Genomic DNA, 15,979 nt, shown 5'->3' with positions numbered 1-15,979 from the left:
CGCCGGCCTTGCCGCCCCAACCCTTCACCCGCGCTGCGTCAGCTGTCCGTTCAATGGCTCTACCCCACATCGATCTGCTGTACTCCGTCTCCGGCCTGTTCGTCGGCTTTCTGGTCGGGCTGACGGGCGTCGGCGGCGGCTCGCTGATGACGCCGATCCTCGTCCTGCTGTTCAAGGTGCACCCTGCCACCGCGGTCGGCACCGACCTGCTGTACGCGGCCGCCACCAAGGCGACCGGCACGCTGGTGCACGGGCTGAAGGGCTCGGTCGACTGGCAGGTCACGCTGCGCCTCGCGGCCGGCAGCGTGCCCGCGGCGACCGTCACGCTGATCCTGCTGCATCGCTATGGAATGGATACGCCTGGCGCGGGCCGGCTGATCCAGGTCGTGCTCGGCGCGGCGCTGCTAATTACCGCGGTCGCGCTGGTGTTCCGTCCGCAACTCGCGGCGCTCGGCGCGCGCAAGCAACGCGCGCCTAGCCAGGCACGCACGCTCGCGCTGACGATGCTGACCGGCGCAACCCTCGGCGTGCTGGTGTCGTTGACGTCGGTGGGCGCGGGTGCGATTGGCGTGACGGTGTTGATGCTGCTGTATCCGATGCTGCCGACGACGCGCATCGTCGGCTCCGACATCGCGCACGCGGTGCCGCTGACCTTGCTCGCGGGCGCCGGACATTGGCTGCTCGGCTCGATCGACTGGTCGATGCTGCTGTCGCTGCTGGTGGGATCGCTGCCCGGCATCGCGATCGGCAGCTATCTGGCCTCGCGCGCGCCGGACGCGCTGCTGCGCAATCTGCTCGCCGCGACGCTGACGCTGGTCGGCGTGCGGCTGGTGTTGTCGTGAGGCGCTGAAGACGCGTCAAGCGCGCACGCCGCAACCCGTGTCTATTTGAAAAACCGGCAGGTCAGATCCGCCTCGAACTGCCTGACCCACTGACCGTGGCGGTCGTAATACGACTGTGACCAGCTGCCGCGCCGCACGGTGACGACCCGCTCGTGCGCCGGCTCACCGGGTGCCGCGCTCGCGCTGATGTCGAAATGCGCGGGCGCGAAACCGTGTCGCGCGCACACCAGTTCGAATGCCGCGCGATCGCCGATCGGCAGATCGATATAGCGAAACAGCGTGGTTTCCATGACCTTGGCTCCCCCTTCCCTCTTGGTCACAGTACGCCTCGCGATGCGTCGGTAATGTGTCGCAGCGCACGAATCCGCGACGGCCGCGCCTCCATCAGGACCTGTGCGTGCGGCAATCCACATTGCTGCGGTCCCGCAAACCTCGCGAGTGCCACGTCATAAAACCGGCGGCGAAAAAAAAGCTCCGGCGATCATGCCGGAGCCTCCAGGTTGATAGATAGACCTCGCGACGCGATGCAAGCGCGGCGTCAAACCGTCTACGCGACGCCGGTGACGGCGCCCATGCACCAAGCCGCTGCGCACCACCGCGCGACGCGGGCCTTGCGGCGCCGCGCGCACGCGTACCGCTTACTGCTGCACCACCTTGAGCTTGTTCGACACTGACGTTACGCCGTCGACACCCTTGGCGGCTTCGCCGGCCGCATCGATCTGTCCCTGGGTCGGCACCGAGCCGGTCAGCGTCACTGCGCCGCCGCGCGCGCGCACGGCGATGTGCGACACGTCGAGACCCTGGGTCTTCGTCAGCGCGTGGCGCACCTTACGGCCAAGTTCGTGATTCGCTGCCTTGCCGGCCTTGACGGCGGCTGCCGCCGACGCCGTATCGGTTGCCGGAGCGTTTTGGGCGTAGACGTTGCACGCCACCACCATCGCCACAACCGGACCCAGTGCTTTCAGAAAACCGACCGTCTTCATAGCTCTCTTCTCCTTGGTTTCACATTGGACCGCATGAACAAGCGGCATCGTTACGACTACGGGCGGCCGTCATCGCGCGAACGCGCGCGTGAGCGTCGGCCATCAACGGCTGTGACACGATGTGCAAGAGGCGAGAGAGGCTGATTACCGGTAACCGGTAACCGGCAAACCGCGGCGTCCACCGACGCACCCGGTTCTTGTCCGTCTTGCCGGGGTCGCGCCGCAAACGCTGGATCGCGGTAGCGATGCACAATTTAATCTAGCCGGCACAGAAGCGCAAAGGATTTAGCGCGCGGCGTGGCGCGCCGACAGCGGGTGCGTCATGCGTGCCGGATAGAAGCAGACACGCTCCGTGGTCGTGCAAGAATTTGCACGGGCATCATGCCAGCGCTCATGCCGGCGTTCACCGTGGTGCTCACCATTTGTTACGCGTTTGTCGGCGTGACGGGCGGCTACGCGTTTCGCGGCCGCGCCAATCTCAGGTACCATCGGCGCGACGCGTGCTGGCGCGCGCCGCCCAAGCCGCCTTCGCGCATTCGAGCCCGATCGACCGCCGCTTTCAGATGATCCGATGAAGCCTGACACCGGCCGCACCCGCCCTACCCATCTCGTCGCCCGTTTTGTCGCGATCTCGTGGCGCGACCTGGCGGTCTCGTTCGGCCCGCTCGTGCTGCTCGTGATCGTCGCAATCTGGGCCGCCGTGCGGCTGATCCAGCCCGCCCCGCCGAATACGCTGACGATTAGCGCCGGTCCCGTCGGCAGCACCTTCTGGATCGCCGCGCAGAAGTACAAGACCATCCTTGCGCGCAATCGCATTACGCTGAACGTGCTGGCCTCGCAGGGCTCGCAGGAAAATCTGAAGCGGCTGTTGGACCCGAACGCGGACGTCGACGTCGGCTTCGTGCAGAGCGGCATCGCGCCCGCCGGGCTCGACAAGGACAAACGCCTGATGTCGCTCGGCAGCGTCGCTTACGTGCCGCTCGCGATCTTCTACCGCGGCGCCCCCGTCGACTGGCTGTCCGGGTTCAAGGGCGAACGCCTCGCGATCGGCCCCGAGGGCAGCGGCACGCGCGAGCTCGCGCTCGCGCTGCTGAAGGCCAACGGCATCGTGCCGGGCGGTCCGACCCAACTGCTGCCGCTAACGGGCGACGCCGCCGCCGACGCGCTGATCGACGGCACGATCGACGCGACCTTCCTCGCGGGCGACTCGGCGCAGCCGGCCGTGATGGGCAAGCTCTACCGCACGCAGAACGTGCGCTTCTACGATTTTTCGCAGGCCGACGCGTACACGCGCCGCTTTCCGTACCTGACGCAGCTGAAGGTGCCGATGGGCGCCTTCGACCTCGGCAAGAACCTGCCGGCGAACTCGATCAGCATCGTCGCGCCGACCGCCGAGCTGATCGCGCGCGATTCGCTGCATCCGGCGCTGTCCGATCTGCTGATCGAAGCCGCGCGCGAGGTGCATGGCGGCGCGACGACGATGCAGCGCGCCGGCGAATTCCCCGCCCCGCTCGCGCACGACTTCCCGCTTTCCGACGACGCCGCGCGCTACTACAAGTCGGGCAAGAGCTTCCTGTACCGAACGCTGCCGTTCTGGATCGCGAGTCTTGCGGACCGCCTGCTGGTGATCGTCGTGCCGCTGATCGTGCTGCTGGTGCCGGCGCTGCGCATCGTGCCGGGGTTGTACGCGTGGCGCGTCAAATCGCGCATCTATCGCTGGTACGGCTCTCTGATCGCGATCGAACGCAGCGCGCTCGGCGAACATTCGTCGGCCGAACGCGCGTCGCTGATCGAGCAGCTCGACGCGATCGAAGACTCGGTCAACGGCATGAAGATGCCGCTCGCGTACGCGGACCAGTTCTACGTGCTGCGCGAGCACATCGGCTTCGTGCGGCGGCGGCTCACGGAAAGCCGCGACACGCGGGGCGAGCTGGACGAGGCCGACGAGCAGGCGGCCGATAAAGTCAAAGGCTGAGCGCCCCTGACGACACCGCCGGAACCTACGCCCACCTGCCGCCACCAGGGGATATCGACCGGTGCAAGCCGGGACCGCACCGCGTAAGATCGCTACAATTTTGATCAGATAACGGACGCACCCTCCGCGTCGTCCGACACCAGGCAATCCGGGAGAAATTTATGACCGTTGGCATCGACGCCCAACAGCGGCAGTGGTTTTACGATTTCGTCTCGCCGTTCACCTACCTGCTGCTCGAGCAATACGACAAATGGCCCGGCTTCGACTTCGCGTTCACGCCGGTCGTGCTGAACGATCTGTATCGCCACTGGGGCCAGCGCTCCGCGTACAGCGTGCCCGCCAAGCGCACCTTCATGTACCGGCACGCGCTGTTTCGCGCGGAGCAGCTCGGCATTCCGTACAAAATGCCGCCCGCCCATCCGTTCGATTCGATGAAGCCGCTGCTGCTCGCGACCGCCGCGAACGGCGACGTGCAATTCGTGCGCGAGATTTTCCGCTTCATCTGGCGCGAGGGGCGCGATCCGTCGAGCGACGAAGCGTTCGCCGAGCTGTGCGAGCGCGTCGGCAAGCCGGACGGCCCGGAACTGATCCAGGACGAAGCCGTGCAGGCGCAATTGCAGCGCAATACCGCCGATGCGGTCGAACTCGGCGTCTATGGCGTGCCGACGTTTCGTCTGAACGATCAGCTGTTCTGGGGCGAGGACGCGCTGCCGATGGTGCTGTACTGCGCGCGCACGCCGAACTGGCTCGAATCTCGCGAGGTGAAGCGGATCAGTTCGCTGCCGTGGGGACTGCCGGACAAACCAACACCGGCATGACACCGCGGTCGCTGCGGGCCGCGCCCTGGTTGCGGCTTCGGCCCGAACGAATCGATGCCGGCAGGCGTCGCGCTGATGCCGGCCATACCGTGCCCGCTATGCCGCCGAAGCGCAAACGCGCCTAAGGTTAAGCTTTCGCACCCCACGCGCGCGCCGCGCGGCGAGCTCATCGGCAGCGCCCGCGCCACCACGCTTCGATCATGGACGACACCGCCGCCTCACTCGATATCTGGCTCGTGCGCGTGCTGCGCACGCTGCTCGTCGAGCGCAGCGTCACGCAGACCGCGTTGCGGCTGAACCAGACCCAGCCCGCGATCAGCACCGCGCTGCGCAAGCTGCGCGAAACGCTCGGCGATCCGATTCTGGTGCGCGGCAAGTCGGGCATGGTGCCGACCGAATACGGCGAGTCGCTGCTCGCGGCCGCGCAGCGCGTGTTGCGCGATGTCGATTTCGTCGCGACGCCGCATGGCGATTTCGACCCGGGCCGCTCGCGCCGCACTTTTCGCGTCGCCGCGCCCGACTATCTGAACGACTTCTTCATGCCGACCGTGATCGCGCGGTTTCGCGAAGCGGCGCCGCATGCGCGGCTCGAAATCGAATCGCTGGGGCCGCTGCTCGATCATTCGGCCGCGCTCGACGCCGGCGAACTCGATCTGGTGATCGGCAACTGGCCGAAGCCCGATCCGCGCTTCGAGCGCAGCGACCTGTTCGCCGATACCGTCGTGTGCATGATGCGCGCGGACCATCCACTGACACACGAGCCGCTCACCCGCGAAGCCTATCTGGCCGCGCCGCATCTCGCGCCGACACCCTACAGCGGCGCGCGCGGCGGCGCGATCGATACCGGCTTCGCGCGGGCGAAGGCGAGCCGGCGCATCGTCGCGACGCTGCCCTACTTCGGGCTCGTCGCGCAAACGCTACTGCAATCGGATCTGATCTTCACGACGACGCGGCGTTTCGCGATGCACTACGCGAGCATGTTGCCGCTCGCGGTCGTCGACGTGCCGATCGCGTTTCCGCGCATCCGCTGCTATCAGTTGTGGCATCCGCAGCCGGATCGGCCGAGCGATATCGGCTGGCTGAGGACGTTGATGTCCGAGGTGTCGGGTGAGCTGGTCGCGCGCAAGCCCCCGTTGCGCCGTATGGCCTAAACCGTGATCTGCTCCGATGCGCGGACGTGGCTCGCGACCTGCCCCAAAGCATGAACCGTCGCGGCCTGCCGTGTCCTCAGTCGCAGCAGTTGCGCGCACACCGCAATCGCGATCGCGGCGGGCGCCTTGTCGACGATCCCTTCGACGCCGATCGGGCAGGTCATCTCCGCGAGCCGCTCCAACTCCACGCCTCGTTCGAGCAGTCGCCGCTCGAACTTCACGCGCTTCGTGTTCGAGCCGATCATGCCGAAGTAGCTGAAATCACGCCGTCGCATGATGCGCGAGGCCAGCGAAAAATCGAGCGCATGGTTGTGCGTCATCACCAGAAACCACGCGCCGGGCGGCGCCGCATCGACGATCGCCTCGGGCGTGTCGGTCGCTTCGACCTGCACGTTCGGCGGCGTTTCGTCGGGGAACAGCTCGTCGCGTTCGTCGACCCAGTGGACCACGCACGGCAGGCTGCCAAGCAGATGCGCGAGCGCATGGCCGACGTGTCCCGCGCCGAACAGCACGATGTGCATCGGCGCCGGCCGCGGTGCAAGCTCGGACCCGGTCCCGTCCGGACAATGATTCAGGCGTGCTTCCATATTGCGCTCCCAACTCGTTTGCCAGTCGCCATCACGCCTGCCGCGCGGCCGCCGTCGCGGCCCGCACCGCGCCGACCGCCTTTAGGATTTCCTCGCTGGTCGCGGGCGCATTGAGCGGCGGATTGACCTGATGGCCGCCGACCGCCGACACCGCGTCGCGCACCGCGAAAAACACCGAGAACGGCAGCAGCAGCGGCGGCTCGCCGGTCGCCTTCGAACGATGGATGCTGTCCTCCGCGTTGCGGTTCCTGAACAGCCTGACATTAAAAACCGGCGGCACGTCGTTGACGGTCGGGATCTTGTACGTCGAAGGCGCGTGCGTCATCAGCTTGCCGCCCGCGTCCCACCACAGCTCCTCGGTGGTGAGCCAGCCCATGCCCTGAATGAACGCGCCTTCCACCTGGCCGACGTCGAGCGCCGGATTCAGCGAGGCGCCGACGTCGTGCAGCGCATCGGCGCGCAGCACGCGCATTTCGCCGGTCAGCGTGTCGATCACGACTTCCGATACCGCCGCGCCATACGAGTAGTAGTAGAACGGCCGTCCTTGCAGCTTCGACTGATCCCAGTAGAGCTTCGGTGTCGCGTAGAAGCCGTCGGACCACAACTGGATGCGCGCGAGATAAGCCTTCGCGACCACTTCCTCGAACCGCACGGCGACCTCGCCGACCATCACGCGATCATGCGCGAAGCGCACGTCTCGCGGATTCACGCTGCCCGCGCCGAAGCGCCCGGCCGCGAACGCGGCGAGCCGCTCGCGCAACTGGCGCGCGGCGTCCTGCGCGGCTTTGCCGTTCAGGTCGGACCCGGTCGACGCGGCCGTCGCAGACGTATTGGCGACCTTGCTGGTATCGGTCGCGGTCACCCGAATCCGGTTGAAGCCGACGCCGAGTTCATGCGCGACGACCTGCGCGACCTTCGTGTTCAGCCCCTGGCCCATTTCGGTACCGCCGTGGTTCACGAGCACCGAGCCGTCGGTGTAGATATGCACGAGCGCGCCGGCCTGGTTGAAGTGCGTGACGTTGAACGCGATGCCGAACTTGACCGGCGTGAGTGCCAGGCCCTTCTTCAGGATCTCGTTGTTCGCGTTGAATGCGTCGATCTCCTTGCGGCGCGCGCGATAGTCGCTGGTCGCTTCGAGCTCGTCGATCAGCTCGTGAATCACGTTGTCTTCGACCACCTGGCCGTACGGCGTCTGGTTGCGCTCGGTTTTGCCGTAGAGATTGCGGCGGCGCACGTCGAGCGCATCGATGCCGCACGAGCGCGCGACGTTGTCGAGGATGTACTCGATCGCGAACGCGCCCTGCGGGCCGCCGAAGCCGCGAAACGCCGTGTTCGACTGCGTGTTGGTCTTGCCGCAGAAGCCGTCGATCGAGACGTCCGACAGCCAGTACGCGTTGTCGAAGTGGCACAGCGCGCGCGTCATCACCGGGCCCGACAGGTCGGCGGAAAAGCCGCAGCGCGAGGTCATGTCGACCGCGACGCCTTCGATCACGCCCTCTGCGTCGTAGCCGACTTCGTAGGTGTAGTGGAAATCGTGACGCTTGCCGGTCACCATCATGTCGTCGTCGCGATCCGGGCGCAGCTTGACCGGGCACAGCAGCTTCCACGCGGCGAGCGCGGCGCAGCACGCGAACAGCGCCGACTGCGATTCCTTGCCGCCGAAACCGCCACCCATGCGCCGGCATTCGATCAATACGTTATGCGATGCAACGCCCAACGTGTGCGCGACGAGGTGCTGCATTTCGGTCGGATGCTGGGTCGAGCAGTAGACGTGCATGCCGTCGTCGTCCTTCGGCACCGCGTACGAGATCTGCCCTTCCAGATAGAACTGCTCCTGGCCGCCGAGCCACATCTCACCGGCTTCGCGATGCGCGGCACGCGCGATCTTCGTGCCGGCGTCGCCGCGCGCGAGCTTCATCGGCGGCAGCACGAACCGGTTCGCGGCGCGCGCCTGCTGCGCGCTCAGCACCGCCGGCAGTTCCTCGTAGACCACCTCGGCGCGCCGTGCGCCGAGACGCGCCGCCTCGTGCGACGTCGCGACCACGATCAGCATCGGCTGGCCGACGTATTGCACGACGCCGTCGGCGAGGATCGGATCGTCGCCATGAACGATCGGGCCGACGTCGTTGACGCCGGGGATGTCGTCGGCGGTGAAGACCGCGACGACGCCGGGCGTCGCGCGCACCTTGTCGAGCGCGATCGAGACGATCTTCGCGTGCGCCTTCGACGACAACCCCAGCGCCGCGTGCAGCGTGCCGGCCAGCTCGGGAATGTCGTCGGTGTAGGTCGCGCGGCCGCTTACGTGCAGATGCGCGGACTCGTGCGGACGCGACACGTGCACCTGGGTGAAGTCGTCGAGTTCCTGAACCTCTTTCAGGAACGGTTCGGCTTGCTGGTTCATGGTTGTGTTCTCCGTATCCTTGAACGCGCGGCGCTCAGGCGCTCGCGCCGGCCGGCGCGACCGCGCGCACGTCGAGCGCGCTCTTCGGCAGCGGCTGCCGCGCGCGCGTTTCGAGCCAGAAGCGGTACAGCGTGTTCTTCGCCGCTTCGAGGCGGTAGTCGCTGCTCGCGCGCATGTCGGTGAGCGGCGCGTAGTCAGTGCCGAGCGCGAGCATCGCGGCCTGCGCGGTCGCCTCGTGCCATTCGGCGTCGCGCAGCACGGCTTCGGCCTGGAGCGCGCGCTTCGGCGTCGCGGCCATGCCGCCGAACGCGATGCGCGGATCGCGGATCGCGTCGCCGTCGGCGATGAACGAGAACGCCGCGCAGACGGCCGAGATATCCGAATCGAAGCGCTTCGACAGCTTGTAGGTACGAAAGCGCAGGTTCGCGCGCGCACCGCCGCGCGCGGGCACCTTCAGGCCGACGACGAACTCGTGCCCGGCCATGTCCTTCTTCTGATACGCGAGGTACAGGTCTTCGAGCGGCATCTCGCGCTCGATGTCGCCGCCCCGCACGATCACGCGCGCGCCGAGCGCGATCAGCCCCGGCATCGAATCGCCGATCGGCGAGCCGTTCGCGATGTTGCCGCCGAGCGTGCCGGCGTTGCGGATCGGCAGCGACGCGAAGCGCTGCCACATTTCGGTCAGCTCCGGGTATTGCTTCGCGATCTCGGCATACGCTTTTTCGACGCTGACGCCGGCGCCGATCTCGATCCAGTCGTCATTGGTTTCGAGCTTTTGCAGCTCGGCGATCTGTCCGACGTAGACGAGGTCGCCGAGCTCGCGCATCTGCTTGGTGACCCACAGGCCGATGTCGGTGCTGCCCGCGAGCAGGCGCGCGGCCGGTTCCTGCTGTTTGATCCGCGCGAGCGCCGCGACCGTGCGCGGCGCGGCGAAGCGCTGGCCCGCGTGCTCGTACTGAAACGTGTCGCGGCGTTCGAGCGTCGCGAGCGTGTCGGCGAGCGCCTTTACGTCGACTGGCGCTCGCGGCGCGGGCGCGTCGAACATGCGCTCGGCCGCGTCGACGATCGGCCGGTAGCCGGTGCAGCGGCACAGGTTGCCGGTCAGCGCATTGCCGATCGCCTCGCGCGACGGCACCGTGCGGTTCGCGCAGCCATGCTCGTGGCCGTGCTTCTCGTAGAGCGCCCACATCGACATGATGAAGCCCGGCGTGCAGAAGCCGCACTGCGAGCCGTGGCAGTCGACCATCGCCTGCTGCACCGGATGCAGCGAGCCGTCCGGCTGGCGCAGGTCTTCGACCGTGAAGAGCGCGCGGCCGTCGAGGGTCGGCACGAACTGGATGCAGGCGTTGACCGCCTTGAACTCGACGCCGCCCGCCGGATTGCGCTCGCCGATCACGACCGTGCAGGCGCCGCAGTCGCCTTCGGCGCAGCCCTCCTTGGTGCCGGTGCAATGCGCGTCCTCGCGCAGATACTGCAGCACCGTGCGGGTGACGGGCGCGTCCTCGATTTCGCGGATCGCGTTGCGGTGATAGAAACGAATCGGCTCGGTCATGTCTCGGTGCTCTCGTCTGTTGCGTGTTCGCGCGGACACGCCGCGTCGATGGCTTGAAAGCTATCACCGTCAATAAACCTAACCCATAGCCTGAATCGCATGGGGGACATATTGTTCGCGCGATATGACCCGCCCTTGATTCGTCCCATTTTTTAAGCAAACTCTGCAAGGGAATCGGTTCCATGGGAGAATCACGCCTTCCCGCCGAATTCAAGTCTGGTTTTCCCGATGTCCACCGACTCCGCGTCCGCCCACAGCGAATTTGCAACGACCCTGCAGATCATTCCGGTCGTCTTTTTCACCTTTCTTTGCTACCTCGCGATCGGTATTCCGCTCGCGGTGCTGCCCGGTTATGTGCACGGCGACCTCGGCTACAGCGCGGTGCTGGCCGGCGCGGCGATCAGCGTGCAGTACCTCGCGACGCTCGCGTCGCGGCCGCTCGCGGGCCGCTCGGCCGATACGCTCGGGCCGAAGCGCACGGTGTCGATCGGTCTGCTCGGCTGCGGCGCGAGCGGCGTGCTGCTGTTGCTCGCCGCGCTGACCGGTCGCTGGCCGGGACTGAGCCTCGCACTGCTCGTGTGCAGCCGGCTCGTGCTCGGTTTCGGCGAGAGCCTGTGCGGCACCGGCGCGATCCTGTGGGGAATCGGCCGGGTCGGCACCTCCAACAACGCCCGCGTGATTTCGTGGAACGGCATCGCGACCTACGGGGCACTCGCGATCGGCGCACCGCTCGGCGTGATGATCTCGCGCTCGATCGGCTTTATCGCGCTCGGCATTCTGGTGATCGCGCTCGCGGGGCTCGGCTATTACCTCGCGCGTCTGATCGCGCCGGTGCCGGTCGTGCACGGCGAGCGGATGTCGTATCGCAGCGTGTTGACGCGCGTGCTGCCGCACGGTATGGGTCTCGCGCTCGGCTCGGCCGGCTTCGGTTCGATCGCGACCTTCATCACGCTGTTCTATGCGGCGAAGCACTGGCCGAATGCGGCGCTGTCGCTGACGCTGTTCGGCACGCTGTTCATCGGCGCGCGCCTGCTGTTCGCGAACACGATCAAGACCTACGGCGGCTTTCGTGTCGCAATCGCGTCGTTCTCGTTCGAATGCGCGGGTCTGTTGATGCTGTGGCTCGCGCCCGAGCCGCATATCGCGCTCGCGGGCGCCGCGCTGACCGGCTTTGGCTTCGCGCTGGTGTTTCCGGCGCTCGGCGTCGAGGCGGTCGGGCTCGTGCCGCCGGCGAGCCGCGGCGCGGCGCTGTCCGCGTACTCGGTGTTTCTCGATCTGTCGCTCGGCATTACCGGGCCGCTGGCGGGGTATATCGCCGGCGAGTTCGGTTACGGCTCGGTGTTCCTGTTTGCCGCGATCGCGGCTGCCGCGGCGGTCGTGCTGTCGACGGTGCTGTATCTGCGCAACGCGAAAGTAACCAGTCTGTCTACCGCGCAGTAAGCCCTCGCAGTGAACGCGCGCAACGAACGCGCGGCGCTGACGCAAAGGCCGCGACGCGCGAAGTCTTCACGACGCGCGCCGCGGCCATTCGATCCCGCTGTCCATCCTCGCGGCTAATCTCTCTCCGCCGCCATCTCCTGCTTGATCGTCGTCTGCGCGCGCACCGCGATCTGGCCGTGATTGATTCGGCTCGACACGTTGTACACGCCGATCAGCATGAACAGCTCGGTGGCGGCCACCGAGCACGCGGTGCCGACACCGCCCCAGAAGTAGATGCTGATCGGTGCCTGCACCAGATGGAACAGCGCGCCGTAGATATAGATCCGCTTCAGCAACGACTGATTGCCCGACGCGATGATCGTCAGCATCACCTGGGTCGTCGTCATGCCGACGATCGCCGGCACGAACACGAGAATGCGCAAAATGCGGAACGTCTCGCCGAACGCCTCGCCGAGAAAACGTCCGACGAACCATTCGCCGAGCACCGTAAAGCCGACCAGAATCAGCACCGCCGACGCCGCGAACGCGACCATGAAGCCGCGGTTGACCTTGTGGATATAGGCGATGTCGTTGCGCTCGTAAGCGACGCAGATCTTCGGAAAGAACGCCTGGATGGCCGGCGCCGTGCACGCGCGTAGCGCGTTGGTGAGTCGCTCGGCCGCCACGTAATAGCCGACCGCGCCCGGGCCGCTGATCATGCGCAGCATGATCACGTTCGCGTACATGTACACGGACGTCAGCGCCGAACCGAGAAAGATGTGATACGCCTCTTTCGCCTCGGCCATCACGTCGGCCCAACTGACCCGCACGGTCAGCAGGATCTCGCGCTTCCAGATCAGCGCGCCCATCAGGATCACGCCGCACACGAAGGTCGGCGCATATTGCAAAGCGGCCGCGAGCATCACGTCGTCGCGAGTCCTCACGAACAGGAACAGCGGAATCAGCAGACCCACGCGCGTCGCGAGCAGCGTGCCCGCGAGCACCGGCAGGCGCTGTGTGCCTTCGTAGAAGCAGCCGGGCGTCAGCACGCCGCCCCAGATCACGAGCGAGCCCAGCAGCGTCGCACCGCGCTCCTGCGGCGACATGTGCGCGGCGAAGGCCCAGCCGACCAGCACCAGCGAGCACAGCAGCGCGAGAATCGCGCGGCCGATCGTGGTCGACCAGTAGATGCGGTTCACGACCTCCGGGTTATCGATGTGCACCGCCACCTTGCGCGCGCTCGACAGGCCGAAGCCGAAGTCGACGATGACGAGAAGAATCTGCGAAATCGATTGCGCGTAACCGATCACGCCCAACCCGGCCGGCCCAAGTACGTGCGACAGATACGGCAACGTAACGAGCGGCAGCACGTAGTTCAGTGCGTACACCGAATACAGCGCGATGATGACGTTTCTCGTCGACACAATCGTCCTGTTTGCAGTAGGCGGTTAAAACTCAGGTCGAAAAAACAGAATACGACACGAAAGCAGGTTCACTTAGTGCGATATCGATCTTGTTGTAGCGATCGTCTTCGCCATTTGCGTTCAACACCGCGCTCTTCACCGCATTGCCGATCAGATTGCTTACCACGGTCTTGTAGTTGGCGTCGGATGCGTCGGTTGCGAACAGGATTTCGGCGAGTAGAGCATGGCCGCGTGTGGCCGCGCGCAACACCACGCGGCCCGAGGTCGAGCGCAGCACGTTGACCGCGATGCGCGTCGTCTCCTGCGACACGGTCTGGTTTCCGCAATGCAGCGCCGCCGCGACGCCGCCGCGTTCGTAGCCGACGCCGAGATTCAGCGCATGCACGAGGCTCGCGTCCTTGCCGCCCGCGATCGCGCCGCCGCCCGGATACGCCTTGGCGTAACCGACGATCGTGTCACCCGCGCGATCGCCGAAATTGCCCTGAATCGTGATGCCGTCGAGCGGTGTGCTGCCCGGCGCGGTCGAACTGCCGTACACGAACTGCGGGCCGTCGCAGCCGGCGTTCTCGTCGTCCTGGCCGGGACGGTAGCGATTGCCGACGATCGTCGCCCCCTGCTGGTAATCGATCTGGATGTGGCAACTCTGACCGGGCGGCACATCGAGGTACGACGGATGGCCGCGCGTCGAGAATTTCCAGCGGCCGATCTTGCCGTCGCCGCCGCAACCGTTGCGCGAGAAGTAATTGCCGTTCACCACCTTGCCCCAGTTGCCGCTCTTCATATAGACGCCGGCACAGCCATTGCGATCGAACACCGCGCCGACGATCAGCGACTCCGCGCCGAGAATCACGCCGTGTCGCGCGTTCCATTCCCAGCGTCCGCCGATCACCTGCCAGAAGTTGTCGACGATATCGGCGCCGGCCGTATGGCAGAACATGCCGATGCAATTGATCAGCGAGCCGTCGGTGTGCTCGGTCGCGTAGAAGCCGCGCTCGCACATGTACGCATAGCAGCGCTCGAGCGTCGAGGTGACGCCGAGTTCGTAGCCCGCGCGCGAAAAACCGATCGCCGTGCAACGACTCGCCCCGGCCGACGTACCGAAGTGGATGCCGATCGCCGTGTTGCCGGTGTGCGCCGGATAGTTGGCGAGGTAGTAGATGACCTTGTCGTAATGCGCGGGCCGCACCTGCACATGCTCGACGAACGCCGAGTCGCCCAGCGTCAGCGCCGCCGACCTCGGGCCGCCCGAGTCCTGTCTCTCCAGCACGGTCGCCCCCATCGCGATGTCGGTGATCACCACGTATTCGCCGCCGCCGTCGCCGCGCAGTCTCGAGCCGTTCGCGGTGGTCAGGTCGCCGGTGTAACGCCAGATGCCGCGCGGCAGATACAACCCGCGCGCACCGCTCGCGAACGCTTCCCTGAGTTCAGCGCCGCAGTCGTAACCGGACGCGCCGCGCTGGATCGCCGCCAGCCGGTGCGGATCGACGAAGCGCGCGACGCTGACCTCGAGTCCCGCGACGATGTCGCTGAGCGTCTTCAGATAGCTCGGCGCAACCGGTTCCGATGCGGCACGCTCGGGCACGGACGCGGCGACGCGCAGGATGCCGCCGACGCCGTCGCCCGCGCCGTTGCCCATACTCGCGAACGCGCCGCGCTCGCGCAGCGCGTGCCCCGTCGCGCGCGCGATGCCCAGATCGGCTGTGCTTGCACTGGCCCCGGCCAGGCCGCCGAGCAGGAACGTCTTGAGCGCCTGTCGCCGGGTTTTCATCTAGCCTTCCCCCATTGCGTTACTCCATTCTTTTTTCACGTCGAGACATCGACAGGCATCAGTCCACCGTGATGCTTTGCCCCTGCTCGGCGGCCGCCGGACGCGCGCTCACGGTCATGGGGACCGGCACCGCACGCGCCTTCGCGCTGCGACTCAGGCCCTGCACGCCTGGCGGTCTGAACAGCGGCACACGATACTTGCGGCTGAAACGCCACAAGCTGTTCATATGCCGGCGCCCCGCCTTGCTCAGGAAGCCCGCTGCCGACGCACGCTGATGCTCGTGCGTGAGTCGCGCGCCCGGCACGCACAGCACGCGGTAGCCCGCCTGCCAGATGCGCGCGCAAAAATCGACGTCCTCCATATAGAGAAAGAAGTGTTCGTCCATGCCGCCGAGTTCGCCGAATAACGCGCGCCGCACGATAAAGCCCGTGCCCAGCACCCAGTCGGCCTCGAACGGCGTGCCCGCGGCCCACGCTTCGCGCATCATGTGGTTGTCGATGCGGCGCTTGAACGCGCCGAGCCGCCCGAGCGGCGAACGCCGGCCGAGTATGTCGAGCACCGAATAAAAGCGCCGCGCGGAAAACTGCCGCTCGCCATCCGGATAGATCAGATCGAGACCGACGAGGCCGACATCCTTCTCCGTTCTGAACAACTGCACCGCGTTTTCGAGCGATGTATCGACGAAATAGGTGTCCGGGTTCAGCACGAGCACGAGTTCGCGCAGACAACCGACCATGCCGAAATTGACGCCGGCTCCGAAGCCGCGATTGATCGACGTTTTGACGAGCCTCACTCCCGTCGGAAGCGTCTCCCTCAGATAGGAAAACGAATTGTCGGGTGAAGCGTTGTCCACCACGACGATGTCCTCCTTATCCGCAATCGAAAGTTCTAGTACGGAGCGCACGCAATTTCCGACCAGTTTTGGCGTGTTGTAATTGACGATCACCACGCTAAACATTCCCTTCAGGTTCATCCCCACCTCCTGCTTTACATCTGGTGTTCGTGGAATTACCCCCAAACACGGCTTTCTGGTTCTTGCACCTTGCTTCGCGCTGTTCG

Annotated in this window: 13 protein-coding genes; 5 read left to right on the top strand and 8 right to left on the bottom strand. The window is 66.2% G+C overall.

Annotated elements, in window-relative coordinates; all coding sequences use genetic code 11:
• Positions 1-53: 53 nt before the first annotated feature.
• Positions 54-842: a sulfite exporter TauE/SafE family protein gene (locus F6X39_RS20335; RefSeq protein ID WP_187617875.1), complete on the top strand. Its 789-nt coding sequence runs from the start codon at positions 54-56 to the stop codon at positions 840-842.
• 41 nt (positions 843-883) lie between these two features.
• Here the strand turns inward: F6X39_RS20335 and F6X39_RS20330 are convergent, their stop codons facing one another.
• Together F6X39_RS20330 and F6X39_RS20325 are read right to left on the bottom strand one after the other, a co-directional pair.
• Positions 884-1,132, bottom strand: a complete 249-nt coding sequence (locus F6X39_RS20330) for a hypothetical protein (protein WP_184041125.1) — start codon at positions 1,130-1,132, stop codon at positions 884-886.
• Between the two features lie 348 nt (positions 1,133-1,480).
• Complete coding sequence (locus F6X39_RS20325; RefSeq protein ID WP_184041124.1) at positions 1,481-1,825, bottom strand: BON domain-containing protein; 345 nt, start codon at positions 1,823-1,825, stop codon at positions 1,481-1,483.
• 571 nt (positions 1,826-2,396) lie between these two features.
• Between F6X39_RS20325 and F6X39_RS20320 the strand changes: the two genes are divergently transcribed.
• The 3 genes from F6X39_RS20320 (at position 2,397) to F6X39_RS20310 (ending at position 5,769) form a co-directional block, all read left to right on the top strand.
• Entirely contained in the window at positions 2,397-3,800 is a 1,404-nt protein-coding gene (locus F6X39_RS20320; RefSeq protein ID WP_187617874.1) for a TAXI family TRAP transporter solute-binding subunit, read from the top strand.
• A 161-nt stretch (positions 3,801-3,961) separates the two neighbouring features.
• Positions 3,962-4,618: a 2-hydroxychromene-2-carboxylate isomerase gene (locus F6X39_RS20315; RefSeq protein ID WP_187617873.1), complete on the top strand. Its 657-nt coding sequence runs from the start codon at positions 3,962-3,964 to the stop codon at positions 4,616-4,618.
• A 200-nt stretch (positions 4,619-4,818) separates the two neighbouring features.
• Entirely contained in the window at positions 4,819-5,769 is a 951-nt protein-coding gene (locus F6X39_RS20310) for a LysR substrate-binding domain-containing protein (RefSeq protein WP_187617872.1), read from the top strand.
• Here the strand turns inward: F6X39_RS20310 and xdhC are convergent.
• From xdhC to xdhA, 3 genes are read right to left on the bottom strand one after another with little or no spacing between them, the layout of a single operon-like run.
• The gene (xdhC, locus tag F6X39_RS20305; protein ID WP_187617871.1) at positions 5,766-6,356 is read right to left on the bottom strand and encodes a xanthine dehydrogenase accessory protein XdhC; all 591 of its coding nucleotides are present in this window, start codon (positions 6,354-6,356) and stop codon (positions 5,766-5,768) included. The genes F6X39_RS20310 and xdhC overlap by 4 nt on opposite strands.
• Positions 6,357-6,387: 31 nt before the next feature.
• The gene (gene xdhB, locus F6X39_RS20300; protein WP_187617870.1) at positions 6,388-8,757 is read right to left on the bottom strand and encodes a xanthine dehydrogenase molybdopterin binding subunit; all 2,370 of its coding nucleotides are present in this window, start codon (positions 8,755-8,757) and stop codon (positions 6,388-6,390) included.
• A 34-nt stretch (positions 8,758-8,791) separates the two neighbouring features.
• Complete coding sequence (xdhA, locus tag F6X39_RS20295; RefSeq protein ID WP_187617869.1) at positions 8,792-10,309, bottom strand: xanthine dehydrogenase small subunit; 1,518 nt, start codon at positions 10,307-10,309, stop codon at positions 8,792-8,794.
• 228 nt (positions 10,310-10,537) lie between these two features.
• On the opposite strand from xdhA, the gene F6X39_RS20290 reads away from it, so the two are divergent.
• Complete coding sequence (locus tag F6X39_RS20290; protein WP_187617868.1) at positions 10,538-11,749, top strand: MFS transporter; 1,212 nt, start codon at positions 10,538-10,540, stop codon at positions 11,747-11,749.
• Positions 11,750-11,862: 113 nt separating this feature from the next.
• Here F6X39_RS20290 and F6X39_RS20285 read toward each other — a convergent pair whose 3' ends face one another.
• Genes F6X39_RS20285 through F6X39_RS20275 form a run of 3 tightly spaced genes read right to left on the bottom strand, consistent with a single transcriptional unit; the run spans position 11,863 to position 15,893 of the window.
• Complete coding sequence (locus F6X39_RS20285; protein WP_184062216.1) at positions 11,863-13,152, bottom strand: oligosaccharide flippase family protein; 1,290 nt, start codon at positions 13,150-13,152, stop codon at positions 11,863-11,865.
• A gap of 31 nt (positions 13,153-13,183) precedes the next feature.
• The gene (locus F6X39_RS20280) at positions 13,184-14,920 is read right to left on the bottom strand and encodes a hypothetical protein (protein WP_187617867.1); all 1,737 of its coding nucleotides are present in this window, start codon (positions 14,918-14,920) and stop codon (positions 13,184-13,186) included.
• 58 nt (positions 14,921-14,978) lie between these two features.
• The gene (locus tag F6X39_RS20275; protein ID WP_184034281.1) at positions 14,979-15,893 is read right to left on the bottom strand and encodes a glycosyltransferase family 2 protein; all 915 of its coding nucleotides are present in this window, start codon (positions 15,891-15,893) and stop codon (positions 14,979-14,981) included.
• Between the last annotated feature and the right edge of the window lie 86 nt (positions 15,894-15,979).

It is taken from the genome of Paraburkholderia sp. UCT2 (assembly GCF_014397665.1).
Taxonomy (GTDB): Bacteria; Pseudomonadota; Gammaproteobacteria; order Burkholderiales; family Burkholderiaceae; genus Paraburkholderia; species Paraburkholderia tuberum.
Note: the sequence above shows the minus strand (reverse complement) of the source record. Positions and strands in the feature narration are given on the sequence as shown.